Origin of the sequence: Pseudomonas sp. R5(2019) (assembly GCF_009905435.1) — a bacterium.
GTDB lineage: Bacteria > Pseudomonadota > Gammaproteobacteria > Pseudomonadales > Pseudomonadaceae > Aquipseudomonas.
Map to the genome: position 1 here is coordinate 102,458 of NZ_JAAAMT010000011.1, position 25,375 is coordinate 127,832.

Consider the following 25,375-nt stretch of genomic DNA (forward strand, 5'->3'; position numbering starts at 1 on the left):
ATAAATCTAGGAGGTGACTAATGAAACTGACGAACATTGCCTTGGGAGTTCTACTTTGTGTGAGCTTTTCCCAGGCTCAGGCGGCAATCGAACCTATCTTTCCTGAGAGCTTTACCGCCGACGCAGCGCAGAAGTCACCAGCGCAGAAAGTTGAGCAACAAGTGGCAGACCAAGTTGTAACGCTTCCAGCAACTGGAGTTCTTGCCACGGAAAAAGGTGGCAAGGTTGTCGTCATTACTACGAACGGACGTTATACGATAATCGGTGAAATCATCGACAACTGGTCAAAGAAAAGTTTGACCTCGCTGGGTGCAATCCGAGATAGCGCGCAAAAAATCCCTATTCAAGACATGAAGCTGAACTTTGCTGAGTTTGAACCAATTACAGTTGGTACAGGCCCTAAAAGCATTGTGATTTTCACGGACCCGTATTGCGGGTACTGCAAGAAGGTTATTGATCAAGTCAAAGATCTGGACCCGAAAGAGTACACCGTGCAGATTCTCACCCTTGGCTTGTTAGGAAAGGAGAGCGAGCAGAGGGTAGCTGACATCTACTGCGCGGAGGATAAACGCAAAGCAAATGCATTGTTCCTCGCGGGCGACAACACGACACCAATAAAGCGGGTACCTGGTACGTGCGACGGAGAGGCGTTCATGAAGCGAAGTGTGGCTGCCCAGATATTTGGGGTAGCTGCCGTACCGTTTATCATCCGAAATGACGGGCGGTATATGGCGGGACTTCCCAAGTCGTCTTTGAAAGACTTTCTGAACAACTGAATAGGTACGACAACATGGGCGCCTTTATCAGCCGCTTTCTGAACGCTCGGGACAAGTTCTACAAATTGTGTCCAGTCCTGGCTTACGACGCAGATAATTTCATGTTTCAATGTGAGGGAAACATGATTTCTTTTGGGTTTGTATGCCAGCCTCTTAATGGCACGAACGGAAAGGAAGCCTCACAACTTCGAGCAACTTTGTCCGCTGGTTGGCCTGCTGGCTCTATCGTGCAGTTTGACCTTGTTTGCCATCAAAACATCACCGCCGATATTAACCGTATGCTGGAAATGCGCGAAGACTGTCCGCAACGGACTCTGCGCGATGCAATCGTGAAGCGAGGCGAATTCCTACAGTCTAAAACCTTGCATCCTATTGACTCCAATGGTGTTAGGGTCCGTGACCACGTTTTGCTTATTACCGCAAAAATCAAAATCTCCGCAACGTTCCCAACCGAAACCGAAATAATTGGTGCCAGTGAGTTAAGAGCAACCTTGGAAACCACTCTAATCAATAGTGGCTTTCAACCGAAAGTATTGGACTCATACAGTTATATCAACGTCATGAGTTCAATTCTTAACCTTGGTAAAGACGTATCTTGGCGGGACGGTCGAAAGATCGATGTCGATGAAGACGCGCTAATCGCCTCCCAGATACTTGACTATGATAAGGACGTTACGGTCTTCAAGGACTGCATACAGATTGGAGATCATTACGCGAGGACACTTAGCGTTAAGCGATATCCTCGGGGTGTATACCAGGGCGAAGCTTCTTATTATCTCGGCGACCTGATGTCCGGATCGGTCGGAATTCGATGCAACTGCATCTTATCGTTCACCATGCTGTTCCCTGACCAGCAGAGCAAAAAGGGTGAATTGAATCGGATGCGTAACTGGACCATCAAACAAGCGCAGGGCCCTATCATTAACTTTGTCCCGAGGATACGGGAGAAGAAAGAAGGGTTCGATATCCTATTCAAAAAGCTGGATGAGGGCGAGCCGGTCATTCGCGGAAAATTTACCTGCGTGGTTTTCGCCGAAAACCGAGATCAATTGGTCAAAAACACATCTGCTGCAAAGTCTTACTTCGCCATTCGTCAGTTCGGCATGCTCCCAGACAAATACATGGCGCTACCAATCTTCCTAAATGCTCTACCGATGTTCACAGAAGAATCGGCCGCCATGGAGTTGTTCCGGTACCGTACTTTTTCCGCGTCTCAAGCAATCGCCCTGGCCCCGCTGTACTCGGATTGGAAGGGGACGCCGACGCCTCAGCTCTGCTTTACAAGTCGCAACGGCCAGCTCATGACACTGGACTTGTTTGACTCGCAGACCTCCTATAACGCCATTGTTGCGGCAGAGTCTGGTTCAGGTAAGTCATTCCTTACCAACTACCTGATCACTGCCTACCGCTCAACAGGCGCAAAAGTTTGGGTTATCGACGTGGGGTTCTCATACCAGAAAATCTGTGAGGAGTATCGCGGAGATTTCGTGGATTTCGATCCTTCAAAGAATCTTTGCTGTAACCCATTCGAACTCATCCAGAACTATTTTGGTGACGATGAAGACGATGATGAAGGCGGTGACGAAGACCTTATCATCGGCTTGCTGGAAGCGATGGCTGCTCCAACCGAGCCTTTAATCGATAGGCAACGAGCGGCATTGAAGGAACACACCGCAAACGTCTACCGGGTCAAAGGCAACAACATGATTGTTGACGACATTGCCGAAGCATTGATTGCTGATGAAGACACACGCGTAAAAGATATTGGCAAACAGCTATACCCTTTCACGACCAAGGGTACGTACGGTAAATATTTTAATGGCAAGAACAACGTTGACTTTAATAATCCGTTCACTATCTTGGAGCTGTCCAGACTTGAGGGCCGTAAGCACCTTCAGCAAGTAGTTCTGCTACAACTTATTTACCAAATTCAAAAAGATATGTACATGGGAGATCGTAGCACACGAAAAATCCTGATTATCGACGAAGCATGGGCACTGCTTCGGGAAGGTAACATTGCCAAGTTTATTGAAACTGGTTATCGTCGTTTCCGTAAATACAATGGTTCAGCTATTACCATCACGCAGTCAATTAACGACCTTTACGAGGGTTCTGCCGGTAAAGCAATTGCCGACAACTCCCCGTATACCTTCCTTCTAGGTCAGAAATCCGGCGCACTCGATACAGCGAAAAAAGAGAAGCGCCTTGACCTGAACGATACCGGTTACGAATTTCTGAAAACTGTGAGATCCATTCGCGGCGTTTATTCCGAAATTTTTATTCTGTCGAACTCCGGTTCCGGCATCGCTCGGTTATTTGTAGATAAGTTTTCGCTCTTGCTCTATTCGACCAACCCGGATGATGTCAACGCCATTGCGGTGAAAAAGAGTCAGGGCATGGAAACGGCGGCGGCCATTCAGGCAGTCATGCATGATCGCGGTTGGGACATTTAAATCTAAGGGAGCGCCGTAATGACGGATCAAAAGGAACGTGTAATTACCCCAGTGACAGCAATTATCGTTGCTGTTTTGATGTCATGTATATGCACGGTAGTGCTCATAGACTATCTGGCACCCGAACCTGACCGCATCGCGGTGCTTAATCTACGGGTTGGGTTAACTGGTGAACAAGGCGAAGAGCTAATCAATCGCGCCCAGGATCTTGCGAAGGCAGGCTATGTCGTTATTAACGCCAACCAATTGGCAGCGTGGCCAACAGAATTGGAACTGCTTCCAATACCAGAACGCAAGGCATCCAAATGAAAATGCAGACAAAACTCGACAAGTGGAAAAAGTCTCGCCTTGAAAAGAGAGCGAAGTCGGTAGAACGGCGAATAATGCTCGCTGTGAATGCCGCGAACCTCCCAAGACGCTCCCTCATTCAAAGGCTCCTGCACAACCCAAACAAGAAGCCTTGGAAGACCTTTGCCCCTAAGGTCGTGCTGGTTTGCACTCTGGTTGCGCCAGTGTTCATTTATGCCTTTGACCGATACTCGGTGGGCATCGATCCCCAAAATAAACAATGCCTACCATGGCGCATCTTCCTGATCGACAAGTACGACAAAACGCCCGTTCGAGGAGAAACTTTTGCGTTTAAGTCTGAGTACATGGAGCGGTATGGCCAGGGCATCAAGTTCGTGGACGGCGTGCCTGGTGATCTTGTAGTGGTTGATGCCGAGAAAACCACAGTCAATGGCAAGGTTGTTGGCCACGGCCTGATGTTTGCAGAAAAGCTCGGTTTCACACCTCAACAGCTCAGCCGGTCTGGCCACGTGCCTGCCGGAAAGATCTGGCTGATGGGCCGCACCGATAACAGCTTTGACTCGCGCTACTGGAACTCCATCTCAGCGTCTTCAATCATCGGGAGAGCGTATCCCATATGGTAACGCCACCAATTCGTTTGGCTCACTGCTGGGTGGTCGCGGCGTGCCTTAGTGGTTCCATCCCGGCGTGGGCCACCGAACTCGACATGCATGACATGCAGAGCCTCAGCCAACAGCTCAAAAGCAATGCCCTGAGCCTGGATGACCAAGTGCTGATTGACGGCACCCGCAAGCGAGCGCAGGAGCGCGCAGACCAAGATACCGCGTGGATCGGTGACATACAGAAGAAACGCCAAGAGCAAGTGGCCGAGCTGATCCGCAATGGCGCATTACCTATCGGCGGATCGAGCGGGGAACAGACAGGCAATGGCAAGCCGTTCCCGAACAGGGCGGTGGAGCAGGGACCAGTCACCTACGTGCTGGTTTCATGGTCCATGCCGCGCACAGAGCTGCTGGAGATCATGGACCGGATGCAGGGGCAGAACGCGGCGGTCGTTTTCCGTGGCATCCCAAAGTCCACCACCATGCTCGATGCCCTGGAGCAAATGAACTCGTTAACCGTTGAGTCCAAGTCGGAAGTGTCCGTGTTGATAGATCCGTTCCTATTTCAGCGCACCAATACGGATGTGGTGCCAACCGTCGTAAAGGAGGAGGACCAGAAACTTATTGCGAAGGTCTCTGGACTTTCAACGACGGATTATTTGGAGCAAGCCTTATCCGAAGGGAAAAGCGGCGACCTGGGGGTACGTGGGCCTACTCTCAGCATCCTCGAACCTGACTTCATGAGCCTGGTTCAAGAGCGAATTGAGAAGCTGGATTTCGAGGAGATGAAAACCAAAGCTCTCGCTCGCTACTGGAAAAACAAGAAGCTTGAAATCCTGCCCACTGCGACAGAACACGACGTTAGGCACGTCGATGCGTCGGTTATTCTGCCGTCGGACATCACCTCGCCAAACGGCGATGTAGTGGCAAGAGCCGGATCGATCAATCCGCTCAAGCTGCGCAAATTTACGCAGCGTGTTGTGTTCATTGATGCCACATCGAGTTGGCAGGTTGAATTCGCCAAGAACCAGGTGGAGCAATTCAAAAGCAAGCAACGGGTCACCGTCATTACAACGAATGTTGATGCTGACGATGGTTGGAGCACGTTCGGCAAAACCTCTGATTACATCGGTGCGAGAATTGGGCTTCTGGACGAAGGTCTGAAAAACCGCTTTCAGATTCAAAAAATCCCTTCCGTGCTCACAGCCAATGACAGTGACTTCATCGTCGAAGAGTTTCCTGAAGCAAGCGCGGAGGGTGCTCAACTATGAGCAAATTATTCTTGCCCGCATTCAGATCGTGGCGCTCAAAACTCATGCTCGTCGGAGCACTCGCATTAGGCACGTTGGTTACGCCGGTAAGCGCGACTGCCGACGCCCCCGCAGGGTCCGTGAACGTAGATCCTCAGTGCAAATCAAACGACATTATTTCCTCGAAGCTGTTCACGGATATTTGTTGGTCATGCCTCTTTCCGATCAGGGTGGCCGGTATCCCCCTCGGCGGCGGCAAGTCACCTAACAACGCATCCAAGCAGGTTTTTTGCTCGTGTTCCGATGGGCTGGGTGTCTACCACCCTGGCATCGTGAACTCGCTTTGGCAGCCACAACGAATTATCGAGCTTACGCGCACACCCGGCTGCCTCAGCTCGTTGGGCGGGGCGAAGCTGAATCTGGGTAGCAACTATATGTACGGCTCACAGATCGATCACATGAGCGGTGCAAGCGGCACAGAAACGAAAGCGACCAGCTTCTATGAGGCACATTTGTACGCGCTCCCATTGCTGGAGATCCTCGATCTGTTTTTGCCTGCTGACTGCGACGTATCCGGCTACGTGGACTTCGACATCATTTCGTTTACCGAGATTGACCCAACCTGGAACAACGAGGAGCTGGCTTTCTTCCAAGCGCCTGAGTCAGCCGCGGTGGCCAACATCCTGGCTGAAACCGCCTGTTCGGTCGATGCAGTCAGCCAATTCGCCGGAAACATGCCAACGGAAAGCCTTTGGTGGTGCGCAGGGAGTTGGGGAAGCATGTACCCGCTGGCCGGGTTCAGACAGGCTATGGACCCTGCAAGAACTACCTCCTTGCTGGCATCCAAGATCCTTGCACAACAACACAGAAGAGGGTTGGCCTACGCGACCGTAGGAGACGACAACCTCTGTAGGGGATCGATATACCCCACCATTCCGAAACAGCAATACAAGATGACGATGTTCTATCCCACGCCAGAGACCAAGCGCGGGCACATGATCGGAGATCATCCCTACAAATGGCAGGGAGGCACGACCCGGTATCCCATCGGCCAAGGCAGCGACAGCACCTACCTCATATGGAACTTTATCGATTGTTGCAGGCGTTTTTGACAAACACCTGAGACCTGATTGTAAAGTTTCAGCTGGAAAGACCCCGTGAAAGCGGGGTTTTTTTCGTCCTGAAAGACCGGGCCTAAGGTGGCCATAATTTTTCGTTGCCAGGTTTTCACCGACGTTGGCCAGTATTTGAAATTATGTTTGTTTTAGAGTTTGCTCACACAAAAAAGCCCGCTCTGACTGGCGGGCTGTTGATGCAGATTTTCCTACTTAATTCGCTTGTGACGGTTACGCGCCTTCTCGCCCTTGCTCCGCATGGCTGGAGTGAAGGGGTTGCGCTTGCGCTTCTGGTTATCGATGTGAAATTTCTTCCAGAAACTAGATACGGTTTCCATGGCTACCGAAACCTCAGACACGGCGCGGATAACTGCGCTGTGGCTGAAGAATGACTTTCCTGAACCTTGTCTCATGCCCTGCTCCTTCAGAACGCCTTGGTTTGTTGAGCAACTGAAACGCAACGCTCACGCACAAATTTCAAGTCCTTCCGCCGAATTTCAATCGCATCGCGGTTCGCATCTCGAAGCATTTTTTCAGCGCAGTCAGAGTCGCTGATTGCAGATTGAATTTCAGCGACGGATGCTGGTTCGAACTCCTTGATGATTGCCCTTGTGACCGGAATACCAGTCGAGATAACCAACACAGAAATCCCCAAAATTAAGAGCTTGGTTTTCATACTTTCCCTACGGTATCTGGTTGTCGAGGGGGGCTTTAGCCGCGTCCAGGGAAACAAAATGCGCGATCAGTTCTGGTTCAGCATTCGCCCATGCCAAGGCGTCTGACATGTCGCTGAATGCGCGTTGGCGAACGTCAGTTTTGCTGACACGAACCTCACGTTTTTCCACTTCAAGAACCCAATGGTGTTGGGTTTCACTGATCAGTTTCGCAGCGGATATGTCGCCGTTCTTGGAAGCAATGAGCATTGGTCGATCCCTCTAAACTGTCGGACGCTAAAATGGGCGTCCTTCCTGTGAGTACCGAGCGTCTCTGTGTTGTCGCATCGCAGCTAGCCTCGAAGCAGACAACTCGGATGTAAAAAAGGCGACTTCGGGTAACCCCTTGTCGCCTTTGCTGTGCGCGGGAAATTCAGCTTGCGTGCTGGAGGCCTTCAGCCTTGTCGATTGCACCCGCTGTTTTAGCAACGTCAACTGGAGCGACCTGAGCGTCTTGCTCGCCCCCTGCAGAGCCGTCTTGGTCTGCCGACTCAAAAGCTGCCAGCTCAGCCAATACTTCATGGTTCGACGGGTCGGTGTCCCCCGCAGCAACGTTTGCCTCGCGGGACTCGCGCAGCTGACGCAAGGCATTGGTGGAGCGAACATAGAGCGACCGGGCAAGCTCTTTAAACTGGTTTGCGATCTTGTAGCTGATCTCATCGACCGTGACTTTGCCGGTGAGGCCGTAAAGGTACGCGGTATCGAGATAGGTGTTGAGCTTGTCGAAATCGGTGAACATCTTTAACGCAGTGAAGGACTGCGGTGTCTTGATGATGAACTCGCGGCTCCACGGGTTCTCGTACTCCACCAAATCATTGATCTCATGGTTGGTCAGCAGCGCATTGATCTGCTCGTTTTTCGCGCAGATTTCATTTGCCAGGTCAGCAAGTTCTTTCTCGACGGCGCCAATAACCTCGTCGAAGTCAAAGCTACTCGTTTTGTCGGACTTGGCGCGACTCCGGCAAACGATATCAAGGGCAAAAAGAGATTTTGATACGGAGTCGTAGTGGTGGGTGACAGCGTACTTGGCTGAGTTCGACATGAACTGTTCTACGCGCTTCACCCCTGGATTCGACCGCTTCCACTCCTTGAACCTTGGTGCTTCTTTTTTTGCGTTTGCCATGGTGGTCTCCTTAGGCAACATTGTCAGTGTACGAGCGCTGAAGGCCAACCCTTGGTGCGTCTCATACGCCCCAAACTAACGACCCTACTGATCGTGCAATTTGAGTCAGTGCAGCATGAATGATGCAGTAGCTCGCGCCGATAAATTGCAGAAACAATGCAGAAAACGGTCAAAATGTGAAATAAAATTTGGGGGAGAATTGACAGCGGAGCTGTTGCTTGACAGACATAGCCTCAAGACCTATATTTCCGAAAAATGATGTCCCCTGCGTGTATGACCATAGAAGGTCTGCAAGCACCGCCTGACAGGCAAATCCATGAAAGACCCTGGCGCTGAAAGCCACGGCAATACCGCTACCCTACTACAGTAGGCTTCTCGCAAGGAGGAGAGCGGTATTCGTCTGTCCACAGAATTCCTCTTTACCAAACACTAAATCGCCTCTACATACGTAGAGCGATTTTTTGCGTTGGCCTATGCCAACAAATAGCTATGAAGGGCTATTCAAATAATCTTCACAAACCTGCCATTTGGCTAAACCTACTAAACCTCATAAAAATACATAACGCCCAAAAGGGGAATGCCTCCTTATGGGGTCATTCTCTTTGCGGGCGCAAGGAGAATGACAATGAACTTGATCCAACAATTGATGGTCCTGGTCTGCAACTTTTTCACCTACTGGAATGTTTGCGACTCACGTGACAAGCAATTCAAAAACGGAAAACTACGGCGCAAATCTGTAGTTAGTGTGTTCGCTTCTTTTTACGCTGAATTTATTCACAACAAAAAACCTGTGAAACCAGCAATGGCAACTCGGGATGTGAGTGCTTCGCGTGTTAAGTTCGCACCTGCTATCAACTACGATGCGTACGATTCTCCTGCCTACACTCGCTTTGCTAAGTCAGTCAAATGATGGCTCGCAACATGCAAACGTCACCAGTGCAAGCTGAGGGTGTTGTTGTGACGCCTCTTCGTTTAGAAGACGGTAACACTGGGCTGTTCGCTTATTTCAAAGCAGCATTCGTTGATATTGACGAATGTGATTGCCTCGCTTTTGGGGCTCTCGGCGTTGAAATGATTGATACGCTAAAAGAGTGCGACAAAATAACGGTGAGCGGGGCCCTGTATTGCGATAGCAATGACAGAAAGTCTCTCTACATCTTTGACATAGAAAAAACCTAAACAGATAAGCAATCCCTGGAAAGTGGCCTTCGCTACTTTCTAGGTAATTGCATAATACCAAGGAGAATGAAATGGCTAGACAATATGGTAATGACCGCTATCAATCGTCCGGTAATAATTTTACCGCAAAACAAATCTTGGATTTGTTGGAAGATATCCGCGAACAGTTTGAAGAAACTGTTAAAACCGAAGGCAGCACTTTGCAGTTTAATAGCGAAAAAGTGTTCTTCGCACATAAGCTGATTCAAAGCCCCGGCTTGTGCAAGATCTGCGGTAACAATCCGGAAGCGTTGAAAAATGCGTTCCTGTCAGTCGCTGCAACAGGGCTGACGATGGATCCGACCCAAAAGCTCGCATGGATCATTCCGCAAAAGGGGAGCGTCGTTTATGACATCTCATACCGAGGCATGATTCGTGCGGCAGTAGACAGCGATATTATCGCTGATGCTGTCGTTGACTTGGTTTTTGCGAACGATAGCTTTAGGTCGAATGGTCTCCGTGCCTCTCCTACTCATGAATACGACCCTTTCTGTTCGAAGGGTTCTCTGATCATGAACAGTGAGGATCGCGGAACTGTAGGCGAGCGAGGAGTCTTCAGAGGAGCGTATGTTGATTACCGCTTACCTGACGGCTCCACGCTGGTCCATTTCGTTCCTAAGGATGAGATCGCAGCTGTACGTGATGTCTCTAACTCCTGGAAGAACAAAGACAAGCGTAATGAGTCGCCATGGTCCACGTTCCCGTGGGCCATGGTGAGAAAGTCAATTGTTCGAAGTGGCAACAACATCCTTCCAATTCGTTCAAATAAAGTGGACCGCCTGGTTCACCTGCTTGATCAAAACGAAGGGTATGAACCACTGGTTGGTGACGTTGCAGCAACAATAGCTGGTGAGCAGACAACCTCTAACCGTCAAGGTTTGATGGTTCAAAGCGAACCGACTCAACATGAACCGACCCAGACAGCAACTGAGACACCGGCAGTAACCAGCAACAGCCAACAACCTAAAGGTTCTAAGCAGAAGGCAACCCCAACTGCTCAGCAATCTAACCCATCGCCACAGCAATCTGCACAATCGACTCCTGACAAAACAGCATCGGAATTAACCCCGGTACTAGTAAAACGTCTGGAGAACCTTGCAAAGAGAGCTGCGGCAAGCAAAAACTTCAATGCTGCTTATCAGCATATCAACGAGACTTATAGCGGTGAGTCGTTGGCACACGTTACAGGACTGGTGAACAAAGCTCGGCATGAATATGCCAGCGGGTTGATCCAGCGCGCTAATGTACCTGGTGTCTACCAAGAAGCATTGGAGTTTGTCGGGACGCTGCCAGATGGAGCGTTCAAAGACAACTTCTTGCCGAAGATTCAGGAAGGGGTACGTAAGCATGTAACAGACTTGATTGAAGAAGCTCAGCGCGGCAACGATGCTGATGCAATCGAGTATTTGGACCATATGCCTGATGGTGACATCAAGACGGCATTAAGCGCATCGCTGTACGAGTTGGCATAAAAATAAAATTGCTACCCCACGTTCTCGTGGGGTAGCAAAAGGAGAATGAATCAGATGATTAAAGTCGAAATCCCTCAAGGTTCACCAGGCTGGCACAGATGGCGAAACAAGGGTGCAACGGCTTCCAATACTGCTGTAATTCTAGGCGTGTCTCCTCATAAGAGTGCCCTGGAGTTGTGGCGCGAATTGGTAGGGCTTTGTGAACCTGCCGATCTATCGATGATCGATCAGGTTCGTAAGGGGCATCTACGTGAACCTTTAGCAACGGAGTGGTTTGCACAGCAATATGGAAGCGTTACCGGTCCATGCTGCGGAGAATCAACGCTCAATCCGATTATGCGGGCGAGCTTTGATGCCTTTTATAGAGAGCATCCGCTTGAAATAAAGAACCTTTCTGACACCAACCACCTGGAGGTATTGAACGAGCGCGAAGAGAGCAGTCACTACAAGCTGTACTTTTGGCAAGTTCACCATCAGATGTATGTGTCAGGAGCAGATCGAGGATACCTGTTGTTCTGGCATCCAGTGCATACGCCGATTTGCTTTGAAATAAAGCGTTCTGAAGAAGCCATCAGGAAACTTTTGAAGGCTAATTTAGAATTCTTCGAAAAAGTAAAAAAAGGTATTCCTCCGGAGTTCGATTTTTCTCGTGACACCTTCTTTATTAACAGAAGTTGGGAGCACTATGAAAAATGGCGGGATGCAGGTAAGCATATTCAGACGTTATTGGATATGCGCTCCAAGATCAGCAATGAATTAAAAAACATAAACAACCAACTGGACGAACGAAAGGCGCAGCTTGTCCCAGACATCGGCAACCATTACGCGGTGGAAGGGGCAGGACTCAGGCTTTGCAGGTCTCAAAGGGATGGCTCGATAAACTGGGAAGCAGTAGCAAAAACGCTGATTCCTGAATCGGAACATCACAAGTTTGAGGAATTTCGTTCGCAAACCTCAGCTTCTTTACGGGTGTCGGCGTCTGACAAAGACATCGACGACTCTTCCGTATTAAAGCCAGAGCAAAAACCACAGGTTGTTGCGGGCATATCGTTTGCTGGGCTACCTCCACCATCGGTAGTTGTAACCTCAAACGATCTAACGTTCGACTGGTAAATCCCGCCCAGCTCTGCTGGGCCTTTTTATTCAGTTTCGCGCTTCCCCTCTTTGGAAATTCCAATATGTAGCAGCGCTACATATTTGATACTGGCCTCGCACCAGTCTAATTAAAGCGACTAAAACCTTAAAAATAATTTGAAAACCGCAACACAAATAAATTAAAAAGATATTATGGAGTATTAAAATGAAAGTCTTGAATTTCTCTTGCCATCGCCCAACCCCTGATCAGATCGAAGCTGGTGTGATTGAGATGGGCGTGAGAGAGCAAAAGCGGTTCCGCACTCTGACTTCATACTATGGCACTTCTAAACCTGATGATGCTGATACCGAAACTCGGGTAAAGGCACTCGTTGAGTTGGCTAAAAATGAGTGCTTTGCATTTGGAGTCAATACGATCCTCTTGCATACCGCGTTGTGGATTGCAGTACCGTTGGTTGAATACCTCGACTCAATCGGGATCAATACCGTCTATCCATTCTGCACACGAGAAATCGCGCCGCAGAATTTGCCTAGCGGTGAAGTACGATTCACACGAGTCCACAAACATTCGTGTTTCGCAAACACAGTGTTTGTTGCCCAATAAAACTTAAGCATTAACTAAAACTAAATAATCTGCCCACTGGGGAATATTACCCCTATGGGTAACATTCTTCTTGTGACGCGGACCAAGGAGAATGAAAAGATGACTACTAATACCCTGAACAGCTTCAACGACAAAGCTTCCATTGCTGAATTTGGTTTTCAAGGTGCTGCACAGATTCCAAGTTTTGGACCTCATAAGTTTCAATATGCGGTTCCTGACAAGGAGTTGTACGTTTTTCGCAAAGACCTTTTTAATCCGGTTCTGTATTGGTTGAGAAGCGATGACTGCAAGAAAGAGGGCCTGTATTTAACAGGTCCAGCAGGCTCCGGTAAAACGAGCTTGCCAGAACAAATAGCTGCACGTTTGAACTGGCCATGCCTAACCGTTTCTTGCAATAGTCGTATGACTGTTGCGGAATTGATTGGGTACACCCAACTGACTTGTGACCCGGTTACAGGTGACCAGACAACTCAATGGGTTGACGGTCCACTGACAACCGCCTGGCGTAATGGTTTTATACTTATCCTTGATGAGTACGACTACCTCGATGTAACTACGTCAGCAGGTCTGAACGGTGTTTTTGAACATAAGCCCCTGGTCCTAGATCAGAACAACGGTGAAGTTCTTAAAGCGCATCCGTTCTTCCGCATAATCACGACAGGTAATACCGCTGGTTTGGACGATGAAACTGGTCTTATGACCGGCACTCAACGTCAAAATCCGGCTAACATTGACAGGTTCATGACCCTGATTGTTCCTTACATGGACCTTTCGGATGAATTGAGTCTTCTGCAAGGCCACTTCCCGCAAGACGACCAAGGGAGAGAAACATTCCCAACGGACGTGCTTATCAAAATGCTGGATGTTGCTACAGCAATTCGCAAACAGTACATCGGAAACCTCGACAGTAGCAGTAGTGGCGAAGGGCAGTTTACCTTCACCATGTCCACGCGAACTCTCGTCCGGTGGGCTAAAAAAGTAATCATGTGTAAGCAAATCAAAAGTAACGATCCGATTGTGGACGCACTGGCAATGAGCTTCACAAATAAACTCAGCTCTGCTGAAGCAATGGCGGTTAAAGAAATCGTCAAGCTGAAGTTTGGCAACTAATTAAAAAATAAAATACCCAGAAGGGGAATGCCCCTTCATGGGCGCATTCCCCTTTGCGGTATAAAGGAGAATGAAATGATTGAACATAATGAAGTTGAAGTACTTGGTCGGGTAACACTTGTCTCCCTGCATGGCATCCACTTGTGGACCGCTCGCAAGAAGATCTCCCCGGCTGACTTCCCTGGTGTCGAGTTCCCACCGGAACAGCTCGTCTCACTGGGGAGTAAACATGTCCTGGATCCTGAGCAACTTAAAACTTTCGAGAGATGCAAACGCGAAGCTCATTCTGAATGTTCTCGTGTTGGCGTTCGTTTTCTCGGCGGTTACGCGGTTCCAGAGGAAAAGCTTGGTGAGTTACTGATCAAGCTTAGGGACATCAAAAAGAACTTCATGGATTACAAAAACAAGTTTCTCAGAAATTACGATCAGTACACGTCCGATTGGGCTAATGCTGATTGGAAAAAACCCGAGTGGCGAGAAATGATTCTTAGGTCTTTAACTCCGAAAGCTGAAGTCGCATGCAAGTTTGATTTTGGGTTCACTGCGATGAAAATCGTACCGCACCCAGATGAAGAACTTAGTGAGGGTTTAGGGGATGAGGTTAAAGGGCTAACCTCTGAGTTGATCAAGGAGGTCTCCACTGAAGCGAGAAACATTATCCAAAGAGGATTGTTAACTCGTGGCACGGCAACACAAGGCACGGTTAACACTCTAAGGAAAATCGCAGAGAAGATTGACGGACTTACTTTCTTGAGCCCGTTTGTCAAAGTCGTTTCGAACTATGTTTCAAGCGTCGTGAAAGCGATGCCAACGGAAGGGATCATCAAAGACAACGACTTTCAGGCGCTGTCTTCGCTGGTTGTTTCACTTTCTAGTGAATATGGCATCAAAACGTTTATGAACGCTGCTAAACAGAATCATGCTGGTAATGATGATCCGTTTGAGTTCCTCCACGACATCGCGGCTGTAGCGCGTGATGAGTTTATCCCGGCTGAATCAAGCATTGCTGTTACAGATGCCGATGTTCAGATCGAAAACGAGGTAGCAAGCACTACTGAATCTTTTACTACCCATGAGGTGTTTTGCGACCCTTCAGACGTTGTATTCGATGCAGAGCCACCTTTGGATATCGTTGGTGAGCAAGTTGTTGCAGTGGATTTTAAAGAAGCGTTAGAAGTAGAAATCGAAAACATAATAGAGCCTGAGGAAGTTGAGGAGGTTGCTGTTCCGGAAGTTGTATCGCCGGTTCAAGCTACCGAATCTCTGTCTTTCGACTGGTAATAAATAAAAGCCCGTTCTTCGGAACGGGCTTCAAGGAGAATGAATAAGATGAATGCAATTCAAAAAAGCATACCGTTTATTGCTCGTGTACTGTCGGATTCAACTGGTGTTCAAGTTGTTTTCGGCGCGCAGCACCCGTACACAAATGGTCGTCAGATCTTCATTCCCATGGTGGAACCAACGCCACTGGGAGCGAGTTTGACTTTGGGCTTTGTGGCTCATGAAGCAGCACATTGCCGCTTTTCTGATTTCAGCGGTGATGCTTTTTCCAACGACAAATTCACCAATACCATCGCTGGTATTGTTGAAGATCTGTGGATTGAGCGAAAAATGTTGGTTGAGTTCCCTGGAGCGCGCAGACACATTGATGTTTTTATTGAGAAGTTTTTCGGCTCAAGAAATCTCGATGATCTCGTGACGCAAAAGAGACAAGACTCGTTTCATAACTTCGTATTGCTATTTGGTCGTGCCCGCGTACTGCAACAAAATATAAAGGTCGATGAACTAGCTAAGAAATTCGATGACATCTTTGGTGCAGGGTTATCACAAGCAGTCTTGGAAATTCTGATGAAGACCTACAAGTCAGGGTCGTCTAAAGAAAATCTTGGGCTGGCTCAGGAACTCGTGAGCCTTTATCGGGATTCAGCGGACGCTGACTCCCAGAGCAGCACTAATGCCCAACCCGATGCCGACGCTCAGGCTGATGCAGATGCTCAGGCCGATGCAGACGCCCAACCCGATGCTGACGCTCAGGCTGATGCAGACGCGCAAGCCGATGCAGACGCGCAGGCCGACGCAGACGCCCAACCCGATGCAGACGCCCAACCCGATGCTGACGCTCAGGCCGACGCAGACGCGCAAGCCGATGCAGACGCGCAAGCCGATGCAGACGCGCAAGCCGATGCAGACGCGCAAGCCGACGCAGACGCGCAGGCCGATGCAGACGCCCAACCCGATGCTGACGCGCAGGCCGATGCAGACGCCCAACCCGATGCTGACGCTCAGGCTGATGCAGACGCGCAGGCCGACGCAGACGCCCAACCCGATGCTGACGCTCAGGCTGATGCAGACGCGCAGGCCGACGCAGACGCCCAACCCGATGCTGACGCTCAGGCCGATGCAGACGCGCAAGCCGATGCAGACGCCCAACCCGATGCTGACGCTCAGGCTGATGCAGACGCGCAAGCCGATGCAGACGCCCAACCCGATGCTGACGCTCAGGCCGATGCAGACGCGCAAGCCGATGCTGACGCTCAGGCCGATGCAGACGCCCAGGCTGATGCTGACGCGCAAGAGAATGCTGATGCCCAGGCTGATACAGATGCTCAGGCCGACGCAGACGCGCAAGCGAATGCAGACGCCCAAGCTGATACAGATGCTCAGGCCGATACTGATCCTGAAGCGCAAAACAATGCTGAATACTACCTGCCTGAACTCGGAGATCTGTTGGGAGAGATGCTGCAAGATCTTGCAGCAGCTCAACCGGTTGATTTTCCGGTTCCTATGGAGGTCACCAAAGCTTCACTTGGTTGCCCATATAGAGCCATGCAGCGATACAACGCGGGAAGGCTAAATGCCGCTTCTGTAAGACAGTCGTTTCGTGCTGTTTTGCAGGGAAGGCGAGCTACCCAGGTGTATCACCGTGACAACGGTAGGAGTCTGGACAGGCACAAGCTAGCTCGTGTGCCTGCCGGTCAACGTGAAGTGTTCATTCACCGGACTGAGAAGGACGACGTGAATTGCGCTATTCAGCTACTGATGGATGTGAGTATTTCGATGGAAAGTTCCATTGATGCCGCCGAGACCGCCCTTATGGGAGTTTTGGACGGACTTGATGGTTTGCCTGGTGTTACCACTGGAGCAATGGCGTTCCCGTCTAAGGATGCGAAAGCCATAAAGTTGAAGGGGCACAATGAGCGTTTCAAAGGCATTGTGAAAAATGGCAGTTTCGGTCTTTCCGTAAATGGCAGTACTCCTTTGGCAGAAGCTCTATGGCCAGCAGCCATCGAACTGTTGCGAGGGGCAGACGTGAACGCTCGAAAAATCTTGATGGTGATAACGGATGGGCAGCCAAACTGTGCTGATCAAACGGTAGCTATGACCAACAAGATCAGGGAATCAGGAATAGATGTTTTTTGTCTAGGTTTTGGTTCTGTTGATCCAGCGTTTTTAAAGCGGTGTTACGGCGATAGAGGTATTGACGTCCAAACCGTGAGTAATCTGTCCCGAGCATTGTTCCAGATCCTGAAAACTCAAATCTAAATACTAAAAATAACCCATAGGGGAGTGCATCCCCTATGGGGTGTATTTTCCTTGTGGTCAAGGAGAATGAAAAATGAAACAACTAAGCCAAGCAGTAAAAAGCATCAAGCAAAGCAAAGGTTTTCAAAACGACTTTCAATATTCGTTTTTTGAAATTCTTGAGATGGATGAAATATCTTTCCTCACGAAGCACACTGACATTGATACGGTTAGCAATAACCACTCTTTGGCAGAGTTTCTGATAATTACTGCTTTGCGCGACATTTGCGCTGTAAATGTGAAAAAAGAACTAAAGGACGATTCATTCTGCTGGTTCTTTTCCCAAGAAAATCAGAAGCACCCATTCAGCTTTACGGTTTGCTGCCATCTGGTAGGTATTACCGACCCGGACTGGTTCAGGGCATTAACTGTCCGAAACTTTCGTAAAGCCATAGATGACAATGAAATAAAAGGACTGGATGTTGCCATGTATGAAGCGTGTCGTAAGGCGCTACTAACAGGTGACTATTCGGTTGGGTTGGTTCAAGAACCTGTTCGTCAACCTTATATCTAAACTTAATAACTATGAAGTACAGGGCCATGCAACGCGTCTTACGCGTGTTGCATGGTCCGACAAACAGGGAGCTACACGCTCTACTGCAAAAAAGGCAGCGATCATATCGCTGCCTTTTTTTTTGCCCGCGTTTTGTCATTTTTGCCAAAAAAATCAGATTCTGAGCACTTTCTTGTCACCTACGGCGAAACCCTCCCGGCAGTTCTATGAATAATTGCAGACAAATACCTTGGGAACCAATGCCATGGCGCTCACTCCTCATAATCTTGCTATTGCCGATACATCGGAGCCACACGTAGATGCCGTACGGGAACTGACGGAAAACTACGGGGTATACATGTCCCTGGAGCAAGTCGCGGATGTTCTGTACCTGTCCAGCAACACTGTCCAAAAACGTATTGGAGCCGAAAAACACCAGCACCTCCCCTGGGTTCGCGGAGTCAAGTCGGCACGTGTATGGGAGCGCTCTAACCGGGCTTTTCATACCCATCTCATTGCTCCGTTGCTGGAGCACGTTTGATGAAGAAAATGCATGGAGCATGTCTGATCTTCGCGGCCTGGCCATTCCTCGCGGGTGCAAGCGAGCCCGGTCCTATCGCTGGCGACACTTTCTACAAAGGCAAGGGGGATGGCTGGTTTTGGTACAAAGACCCTCCGACTCCTATCGAGGAAGAGGAACCAATCCCAGATCCTCCGGCAGTGCCTACAGCGCAAGAAAGTAAGCCTACAACCGAGGCCGCTAAACCTGTAGGCCCAGCGGTGGGCAGTGTTGCGTGGCTTCGAGAAAAGATCCCACAGGCCCGAGAAAAGGCGATTGATGATCCAAGTCCCGAGAATATGCAGCGATACTACTATTTGCAGCGTATAGCCCTGGATAAATCCCAGAGATTCGCCGATGTCTCGCGTGTCATCACCATGTCTGACCCTCTGATTGATGAATCGATCAGACGTAGCACTTCATCATTTGCTGCCAACGCTCAAACAAAGTCGGCAGGACTTGCACAGGCAGAATTGCTTCAAACACTTTCCCAAAAAGTAGGTTTGTTCTTTTTCTACAAAGCAAACTGCGATTTGTGCCTAAAACAGTTGCAGGTGCTCAAATCGTTCAAATATTCCACCGATTTCACGATCATCCCGGTTTCACTGGATGGATCGTTTCTTGAAGGAAACTCCTTTGGTGCTTACCGCAGGGATAACGGCCAAGCAAAGCTGTTAGGGATCACCGACGCTCCGGCCCTAGCATTGGCCATTCCGCCGAAAACGGCAAAGATTGTTAGCTTTGCGCCAATAGCAGCGGACGCACTTCGCAGCCGGATCATCCTCGCCTCCAAAACCGCTGGGATTATTTCGGAGGAAGACTACAGGCAAACACTTCCATACAACGACACTGGTTACCTGCTAGTGGATGGAATGGATCAAATGCCGCCAGAGCTATTTGACGACTCAAAAAAGTTTACGGAGTACGTACGGCAACAAGCCGAGAATGCAGACAGAAAAAGCAAACCAAGCGCAGCTGCATTTTCAAATGACAATTTTGGCGAGCGAGCCTTAGGGGTAGGGGAGAGTTCGTTAATAACCGAAACCCTCGACTACTTATTGATTCCTGAGAACAGCCAGTCGCCTACAGCAAGATAGTCGCGGTCGCGTTACCTAAAGCTGATTCAACATCCTCTTAAAAATTAACATTGGAATAGCCCATGAAAAGCAAAATCATTCGGGCGATTAAGCGAGATACAACAGCCAGACGCACCGCGAAGGCTGCTCTATTATCGTTAACGCTGACCTCGATGACCGCGAGCGCGGACATCAACAATCAACTCACTCAAATGTTCGACTCTATGTCGAACACGACAGCTCCTGGTGGGTATGAATCTGCCACCAGAGGTGGTGTAACTGGTGGTTCGTTTGTCTTGAGAAACCGTTTAACCAACATCCAGTTGGTTGACGTTCAGATGCCATCTGGCCAAGGCGGGTGTGGCGGTATCGATCTTTTCGGCGGATCGTTCACTTTCATTAACGCGGACCAGTTCATTCAGCTCCTCAGAAATATTGCCGCTAACGCAGCAGGTCTTGCCTTTCAAATAGCTTTGCAGGCGATTGACAACGCCCTTGACGGCAAAATTTCCGAACTTCAGCGTGTGGTTCAAAGCCTAAACCAACTCAACGTGTCCTCTTGCCAACTATCAAAGGGTTTGCTGGTAAGTACAGCGAGCGCAATTGGTAATAGCGCCCTAACTGACGCAGCAAAACATGTAACAAACTCCGGATCAGCAAGCGACTATTTGAGCGGCTATTGGACTTCAATCACGCATGGTAGCAAGAGTGCCGTCGAGTCCAAGGCGGATTCGGGTCAAGCATCTGTGTGCAACGACTACGGGAACTACCTGTGGTGCATCATGAACAACAACAACTTCACTACGGCGATGTTCGGAAATGACGATTCGAGCAAAAGGTTCGCCATGTCGGCGATTGGCACGTTGATTGTTTCTCAGGATCTCTCTAATGCCCCAGATGGGGAGGGCAGAAATCGGCGTGTTCAAGACATCTCGCCTATCGTTAACGAGAACTGGATAGATTTGTTGACCAGGGGCGGGACAACTAAAATTTACAAATGCGGTAACGCAGACTGCACGTCAATACCAGGTACGGAAGACTATGCAATATCTGGCCTGGCTTCCAACATTGTAAAACGCTTTAACGGAAGTGGCGGGATCATTGAGCACACCGTCAATCGCTCAGCCCTTTCAGCGCAGGACCGGGCTTTAGTCGCCACGTTGCAGAACGGCGGATTTGCTCCACACATCTTCGATCTAATTCAAGTCAATCCTGATTTAGCTGCTCAATTTGTTGTAGAGAATTCAAACTTCTTGGCCTTACACGCCGTCTATCACTACATGAATTCCATAATTAATTTTGCTGCAACCTCCTACTCATCTGCGGCGGACGGAATAACCGCCGACTACTCAGAACGATTCTCGCGCAAGCTTTCTGATGCAAAAGATCGGTTGGATACAAACTATACCGTTGCTTCATATCAATATGGTGGTGCAACTCAAGTTCATCAATCGTTTTACGTAATGATGAAAACCTCCGGTGCTGACGTGGGACGCCAGCCTAACAGCAATAGCCAGACGTTAAGGTAAGGTGCCTACTATGGAATGGACAATATATTCATTTGGAGCTACGAAGTACCTGGAGTCGGTATTCAATGCAATTGCGATGTACTCCAACAGCGGCAATTTTGACGGAATGTTTAAAGTAGCGCTTGGCATCGGGATAATCCTGATCGCAGTGCAGTGTATTTTAGACGGTGGCCAAACGATTAAATTTCAGATGCCCGCCATTGCTATTGCCATCTACATGGCAATGTTTTCTGCCACCACTCGGGTACAACTCGAAGACACGTACACCGGACAGGTAGCAGTCGTAGATAACGTTCCCTATGGAGTGGCTGTAATCGGGTCCATTATTAGCGTTGCCGGTCACAGTATCACCCAAGGTATGGAACTGGCATTCTCCACCCCTGGAATGACCCGATACGGGATGATCGATCCACTCGTTACCATCGCCAATGCGAAAGACACGTTCTCATCTCCTATGACACTAGCGGTCATGGCTGGAGGTAACCTTAACGTAAATATCGCAGAATCAATAAAAAATTACCTCAACGACTGCACGATGCGCAGTGTGCTCGACGGCTCACAGACATTGGATAAGATTTACTCTTCAAGCAGTGGAGTTGAGGCCCTGGCAGTCTCCAACGCAGCCGTGTACACCAAAATTTATGATGGCGCGGGTACAAATAGCACATCGTTCAATCCAACCAGAGCAAGCCTTTTAACTTGCGATAATGCATGGGCAAAGATTAAGAATCTACTTGCAGCCAATGAAGGGAGAGCGTGGAACCTTGTTGCCTGCCGCAGTCCTGAATCTCAATCGGCTTCAGAGTCCGCAGCTACAACCTGTGCCTCAGGCGGCGCTAACGCAAAAGCGCGGGTGGATAGCGCAATCAACTATTTAGGCTGGTTGAGTCAAAGTAGTTCAACCCTCCAACAAATGATGATACTTGGTCCATTTCTTGACCGGGCAGTGGTGCGCAAAGAGAACAGTATTTTTCAAGACGCTAGCGCTATACAAAGAGCTAATGCCTTAGATCAGCAGAACGTGGCACTTGCAGGTAAGGGTTCTGCATTTTTGACGTGGGCACAACCGTTGATGACCTTTATTCAAGGGATGATCTTCGGCATTACTCCTTTCATGGTGTTTGTCTTGGGCCTTGGGCTCATGGGCCTAAAAATGCTGGGCAAATACTTCTTAGTCTTAGTATGGGTTCAACTTTGGTTCCCGATATTGGCCATCATCAATATGTACGTGATCACGCGTACTGCGGAGAGTCTTGCTGTAATCAATACTCAAGGTCTAACTTTCGATACGCTTTCTGAAGCGCTGCGGACCATTTCTATGGATGCCGGGTTAGCGGGGAACCTTATTGCCGCGACTCCAGCCCTGGCTGGCTTCATTGTATGGGGATCGTCGGTAGCCTTCTCCAGCATGGCATCGCAGATGACAAACTCTCAGGGCGTGGACCCCAAGACCCTTGCGCCAGACCTGGTAAACCCAGCACCGGTAATTGCACAGAGTTCAGCTTACCAATCGGACGTTTCCTCAGGCGTCAGGGCAAGTGGAACAGATACCGCAACAGGAACACTCAATTCGAGTCAGGTACTGGGTGCGTCTGTCAGCAGCTCCTCAGCGCGTGCCAGAGCGGCGCAAGACAATCTCTCTTCCGAGGTTAACTCTACCTATCAAAAAGCCTTCCAAGCGGCTAGCAGTGCCGGTATGGGAGCGCAGTTCCAACAGGCATACAACAACAACCTGACCAGAGCTGTCGGCGGTGGGGAAACCAGCAGTAGTGGCATAAACACTGGTGCCACTACCGGGTTTGCGGAAAAATCCAACACCTCTAATCGGCAGAGCCAAACACTTGGCGCAAATGCTGGAGTAGGCCTGGAGGTTGCTGGTTCCGGCGTAGGTGGAAGGGCAAGCATCGATAGCAGCAACTCCAGTGGTAATGATACGTCCAACGACATGTCCTCCACGCGAGCCTATGTTACTGGGCAAGGCTCTACCGAAGGGACAACCGTTCAAAATGCGACCGCTGAGCAAAAAGCAGCAGCGTTGTTAGAGACATTAAATCAAACACGGTCTTATACAGCGGGTGCCACTACGGCAGAAGGTGTCAAACGAGCTCTGTCGGAAAGCAATACGGCGACCGAAGAGTTTCGCGTTCTATCACAGCTTTCGCAAACAGAGGGAACCGGTTATCAAATGCCTGTTTTGCAAGCTGCAAACATTGCACTGGGCATGGACAGCAATACTTCACAAGAGGAGCGCAATGGCCGTATGGCAACCCTGCAACAAATGCTTGAAGGTAAGCAGATGAATAACGGTGAGCACCTAAAAGAATACGTAGGACGAACAGCCGAACGAATGATGGAAAAAGATCCATCCTTGAACCAGAGTACGGCATTTGGCGCGGCAGCCATTACTGGTTTAAGCAAGGCTGGTGAACTCGGAGCACTTCTAACCTCTCCAATATCACCGCTTGAGGCTGGCGGCTTTGATATTGATCCCAACAAAAATCAACACCTCACTGGTCCCTCGAAACAGTCGCTTGAGCAGCTCCACAATAAAGCCGAAAATGTCGAGGCTGGCGTTAGGTCTCAAATTCAAGCAGGTGCTTCTAATGTTAATAGAAGCCCTGAATCGCTATATGAAAGTGGCAAGGGCAGGGTTAGTGACGCTCAACACAGTGGCGAAGCTACGGCCAATACTCATGTCAAGGAAGCTAGAGAGGGTGTGGATAGCAAATATAATCAAATGGCCGCAAATCGCATAATGGACTACGCTGCCGGACGCCAGAACAGTGATAGCTTCTCAAAAAACCAAGCCCATGTCTCGGAAATGGCTCAGCAAGCTATAGCACAATTGATTTCTGATCCCGGCCAAGACCCTCAGAGCAAAGACTTTCTCAACCACTACAACCATGCAATGACGTTTGATGGGATAAGTTCTGCTCAAGCCGCTGTTTACGCAGCTTCCAAGTCAAACTTTATGGAAACTAGTGAGCTAGGAAGATCGATATACGCCAATGCCTACCAAGACGCTATGAAGATGTCAGGAAACAATGACACATATGCGAGAGGGGTAATTGAGTCTATGCGCGATGGCGTGAGGGGAACAAGCGGTATAGATAGCGATCAACGTTTGGTCGAACTGAGCCACGCAAACAAAGCAATGACGGTAGAAGGGTATAACAAAGATGAATTCGCTATAAATCCTAACGGAATGGCCAACAGACCTGCAAATGGAAACGGTCTACAAAGCCCAAATTCCAGCTTTAATGAAGATATTCCGTGGCTAGAAAGCAACCCGAAACGATAAAACTTAGAGTCGTATAAATAAAAAAGGGAGGGATGTTCGCACCCTCCCTTTTTAATATCCGCCAGAATTCAGTATCAAGTATAGGCAGATGGTCACAAAAATCGCCGTAAACACGGTATAGGTGATATTCCGGCTTAATGTCTGTGGATCAATCTTATCGAGCAAGCCGAGTTTTTTGGTGTAGGTCTCATGAAAGCAATATGGGCACCGAAAGCCGATAATATGCTTCGTCATGCCAGGCAGACGGCTATAATTATTGACTCCGCCTACTCGGTTGTAGGAAAAAATGCTGTGCCGGTATAGTGGCACTGCTTTGCTGCCTAGATCGCGGTCGCAGCTTCCGCAAGTCAGATTCTTGTCCACATTATTCCCCTCATCGCGCAACTGCGCATCTCCGCTGTGGCTAATTCCTCGCATCTTACACCCTCATTGTTGCCTTGAGTAGGAGGATCATTTCCTCGTTTGTTGATTCAACTATCTCATGGTTTATCGACGATTCAAGTTTGACCAACACAAACACAAACGGCTGAAGCAAATTAATAGATAAAATTATCTTTGAACCTTCGAGTTACAAACTGGGCATTTGTAGGGCGACGGCGCGCTTGCACAACGCAGCAGATGCGCAAACTTAATTTTACAAACTGGGCATGAAACATACTTCAACGTTCCGTCTCTGTATTCACGCGCAATCGAGAAAGCGGCGTTTCCGTCAAGCATATGCTCCTGAGCCAATCCACCATTGATCGATAGGTGGATGCTCTGATAGATCCGTGTCGCCGCGATGAGAGCGTCTGCGCTTATCGACTCAAAGGGTTTATCTGCAACGTTCAAATATGCACCGACAAGTATCCCAACTTCACGCCATTTCAAACCGTCACGGGCCAGCGTCAGCATGCTTGGTACTCGTGAAAACTTCGCCTTAGTCTTTACGCTGGTACGCGATCGACACCGGTTTTTCACGATTCTGGGGTCTACGTGCAAAAGCGCTGATACCA

General features: G+C 49.2%; 23 protein-coding genes. 18 read left to right on the top strand and 5 right to left on the bottom strand.

What is annotated here, in order from left to right:
• Positions 1–20: 20 nt before the first annotated feature.
• From GUY40_RS10070 to GUY40_RS10095, 6 genes are read left to right on the top strand one after another with little or no spacing between them, the layout of a single operon-like run.
• Positions 21–776 (top strand): DsbC family protein, encoded by a 756-nt coding sequence (locus tag GUY40_RS10070; RefSeq protein ID WP_166568796.1) that lies wholly within the window; start codon positions 21–23, stop codon positions 774–776.
• Between the two features lie 14 nt (positions 777–790).
• A complete protein-coding gene (gene traC / locus GUY40_RS10075; protein ID WP_166568797.1) occupies positions 791–3,229 on the top strand; it encodes a type IV secretion system protein TraC in 2,439 nt (812 codons plus the stop codon).
• Between the two features lie 18 nt (positions 3,230–3,247).
• Positions 3,248–3,538, top strand: coding sequence for a hypothetical protein (locus tag GUY40_RS10080; protein WP_166568798.1), 291 nt, complete (start codon positions 3,248–3,250; stop codon positions 3,536–3,538).
• Positions 3,535–4,161, top strand: coding sequence for a S26 family signal peptidase (locus tag GUY40_RS10085; RefSeq protein WP_166568799.1), 627 nt, complete (start codon positions 3,535–3,537; stop codon positions 4,159–4,161). Before GUY40_RS10080 ends, GUY40_RS10085 begins: the two co-directional genes overlap by 4 nt.
• A complete protein-coding gene (locus GUY40_RS10090; protein WP_166568800.1) occupies positions 4,155–5,411 on the top strand; it encodes a TrbC family F-type conjugative pilus assembly protein in 1,257 nt (418 codons plus the stop codon). Before GUY40_RS10085 ends, GUY40_RS10090 begins: the two co-directional genes overlap by 7 nt.
• Positions 5,412–5,455: 44 nt before the next feature.
• A complete protein-coding gene (locus tag GUY40_RS10095; protein ID WP_371924768.1) occupies positions 5,456–6,502 on the top strand; it encodes a TraU family protein in 1,047 nt (348 codons plus the stop codon).
• A 212-nt stretch (positions 6,503–6,714) separates the two neighbouring features.
• Here GUY40_RS10095 and GUY40_RS10100 read toward each other — a convergent pair whose 3' ends face one another.
• From GUY40_RS10100 to GUY40_RS10115, 4 genes are all read right to left on the bottom strand, one after another.
• A complete protein-coding gene (locus tag GUY40_RS10100; protein ID WP_166568802.1) occupies positions 6,715–6,918 on the bottom strand; it encodes a hypothetical protein in 204 nt (67 codons plus the stop codon).
• 11 nt (positions 6,919–6,929) lie between these two features.
• Positions 6,930–7,181, bottom strand: coding sequence for a hypothetical protein (locus GUY40_RS10105; RefSeq protein ID WP_166568803.1), 252 nt, complete (start codon positions 7,179–7,181; stop codon positions 6,930–6,932).
• Positions 7,182–7,188: 7 nt separating this feature from the next.
• A complete protein-coding gene (locus GUY40_RS10110) occupies positions 7,189–7,428 on the bottom strand; it encodes a hypothetical protein (protein ID WP_166568804.1) in 240 nt (79 codons plus the stop codon).
• Between the two features lie 163 nt (positions 7,429–7,591).
• A complete protein-coding gene (locus tag GUY40_RS10115; RefSeq protein WP_166568805.1) occupies positions 7,592–8,341 on the bottom strand; it encodes a hypothetical protein in 750 nt (249 codons plus the stop codon).
• Positions 8,342–8,966: 625 nt separating this feature from the next.
• Here GUY40_RS10115 and GUY40_RS10120 point away from each other — a divergent pair.
• The 12 genes from GUY40_RS10120 to GUY40_RS10175 all read left to right on the top strand — a co-directional run bounded on the left by GUY40_RS10120 (position 8,967) and on the right by GUY40_RS10175 (position 24,380).
• Positions 8,967–9,251 carry a hypothetical protein gene (locus GUY40_RS10120; RefSeq protein WP_166568806.1) on the top strand — a complete coding sequence of 95 codons (285 nt, stop codon included), beginning with the start codon at positions 8,967–8,969 and terminating at the stop codon, positions 9,249–9,251.
• Positions 9,248–9,520: a hypothetical protein gene (locus GUY40_RS10125; RefSeq protein ID WP_166568807.1), complete on the top strand. Its 273-nt coding sequence runs from the start codon at positions 9,248–9,250 to the stop codon at positions 9,518–9,520. Before GUY40_RS10120 ends, GUY40_RS10125 begins: the two co-directional genes overlap by 4 nt.
• 71 nt (positions 9,521–9,591) lie before the next feature.
• The gene (locus GUY40_RS10130) at positions 9,592–11,031 is read left to right on the top strand and encodes a recombinase RecT (protein WP_166568808.1); all 1,440 of its coding nucleotides are present in this window, start codon (positions 9,592–9,594) and stop codon (positions 11,029–11,031) included.
• A 54-nt stretch (positions 11,032–11,085) separates the two neighbouring features.
• On the top strand, positions 11,086–12,144 hold the full coding sequence (locus tag GUY40_RS10135; RefSeq protein ID WP_166568809.1) for a lambda-exonuclease family protein: 1,059 nt from the start codon (positions 11,086–11,088) through the stop codon (positions 12,142–12,144).
• Between the two features lie 187 nt (positions 12,145–12,331).
• Positions 12,332–12,730, top strand: coding sequence for a hypothetical protein (locus tag GUY40_RS10140; protein ID WP_166568810.1), 399 nt, complete (start codon positions 12,332–12,334; stop codon positions 12,728–12,730).
• Between the two features lie 99 nt (positions 12,731–12,829).
• A complete protein-coding gene (locus GUY40_RS10145) occupies positions 12,830–13,840 on the top strand; it encodes an AAA family ATPase (protein ID WP_166568811.1) in 1,011 nt (336 codons plus the stop codon).
• A 75-nt stretch (positions 13,841–13,915) separates the two neighbouring features.
• Positions 13,916–15,121 (top strand): DUF3150 domain-containing protein, encoded by a 1,206-nt coding sequence (locus GUY40_RS10150; protein ID WP_166568812.1) that lies wholly within the window; start codon positions 13,916–13,918, stop codon positions 15,119–15,121.
• Positions 15,122–15,169: 48 nt separating this feature from the next.
• Positions 15,170–17,383 carry a VWA domain-containing protein gene (locus tag GUY40_RS10155; RefSeq protein WP_166568813.1) on the top strand — a complete coding sequence of 738 codons (2,214 nt, stop codon included), beginning with the start codon at positions 15,170–15,172 and terminating at the stop codon, positions 17,381–17,383.
• Between the two features lie 73 nt (positions 17,384–17,456).
• Positions 17,457–17,936, top strand: a complete 480-nt coding sequence (locus GUY40_RS10160; RefSeq protein ID WP_166568814.1) for a hypothetical protein — start codon at positions 17,457–17,459, stop codon at positions 17,934–17,936.
• Between the two features lie 519 nt (positions 17,937–18,455).
• Positions 18,456–19,571, top strand: coding sequence for a conjugal transfer protein TraF (gene traF / locus GUY40_RS10165; RefSeq protein WP_166568815.1), 1,116 nt, complete (start codon positions 18,456–18,458; stop codon positions 19,569–19,571).
• A gap of 62 nt (positions 19,572–19,633) precedes the next feature.
• Positions 19,634–21,079, top strand: a complete 1,446-nt coding sequence (locus GUY40_RS10170; protein ID WP_166568816.1) for a conjugal transfer protein TraH — start codon at positions 19,634–19,636, stop codon at positions 21,077–21,079.
• A 10-nt stretch (positions 21,080–21,089) separates the two neighbouring features.
• The gene (locus GUY40_RS10175; protein ID WP_166568817.1) at positions 21,090–24,380 is read left to right on the top strand and encodes a conjugal transfer protein TraG N-terminal domain-containing protein; all 3,291 of its coding nucleotides are present in this window, start codon (positions 21,090–21,092) and stop codon (positions 24,378–24,380) included.
• A gap of 549 nt (positions 24,381–24,929) precedes the next feature.
• On the opposite strand, the gene GUY40_RS10180 is transcribed toward GUY40_RS10175, so the two are convergent.
• Positions 24,930–25,274 carry a FlhC family transcriptional regulator gene (locus tag GUY40_RS10180; protein WP_166568818.1) on the bottom strand — a complete coding sequence of 115 codons (345 nt, stop codon included), beginning with the start codon at positions 25,272–25,274 and terminating at the stop codon, positions 24,930–24,932.
• Positions 25,275–25,375: the final 101 nt, after the last annotated feature.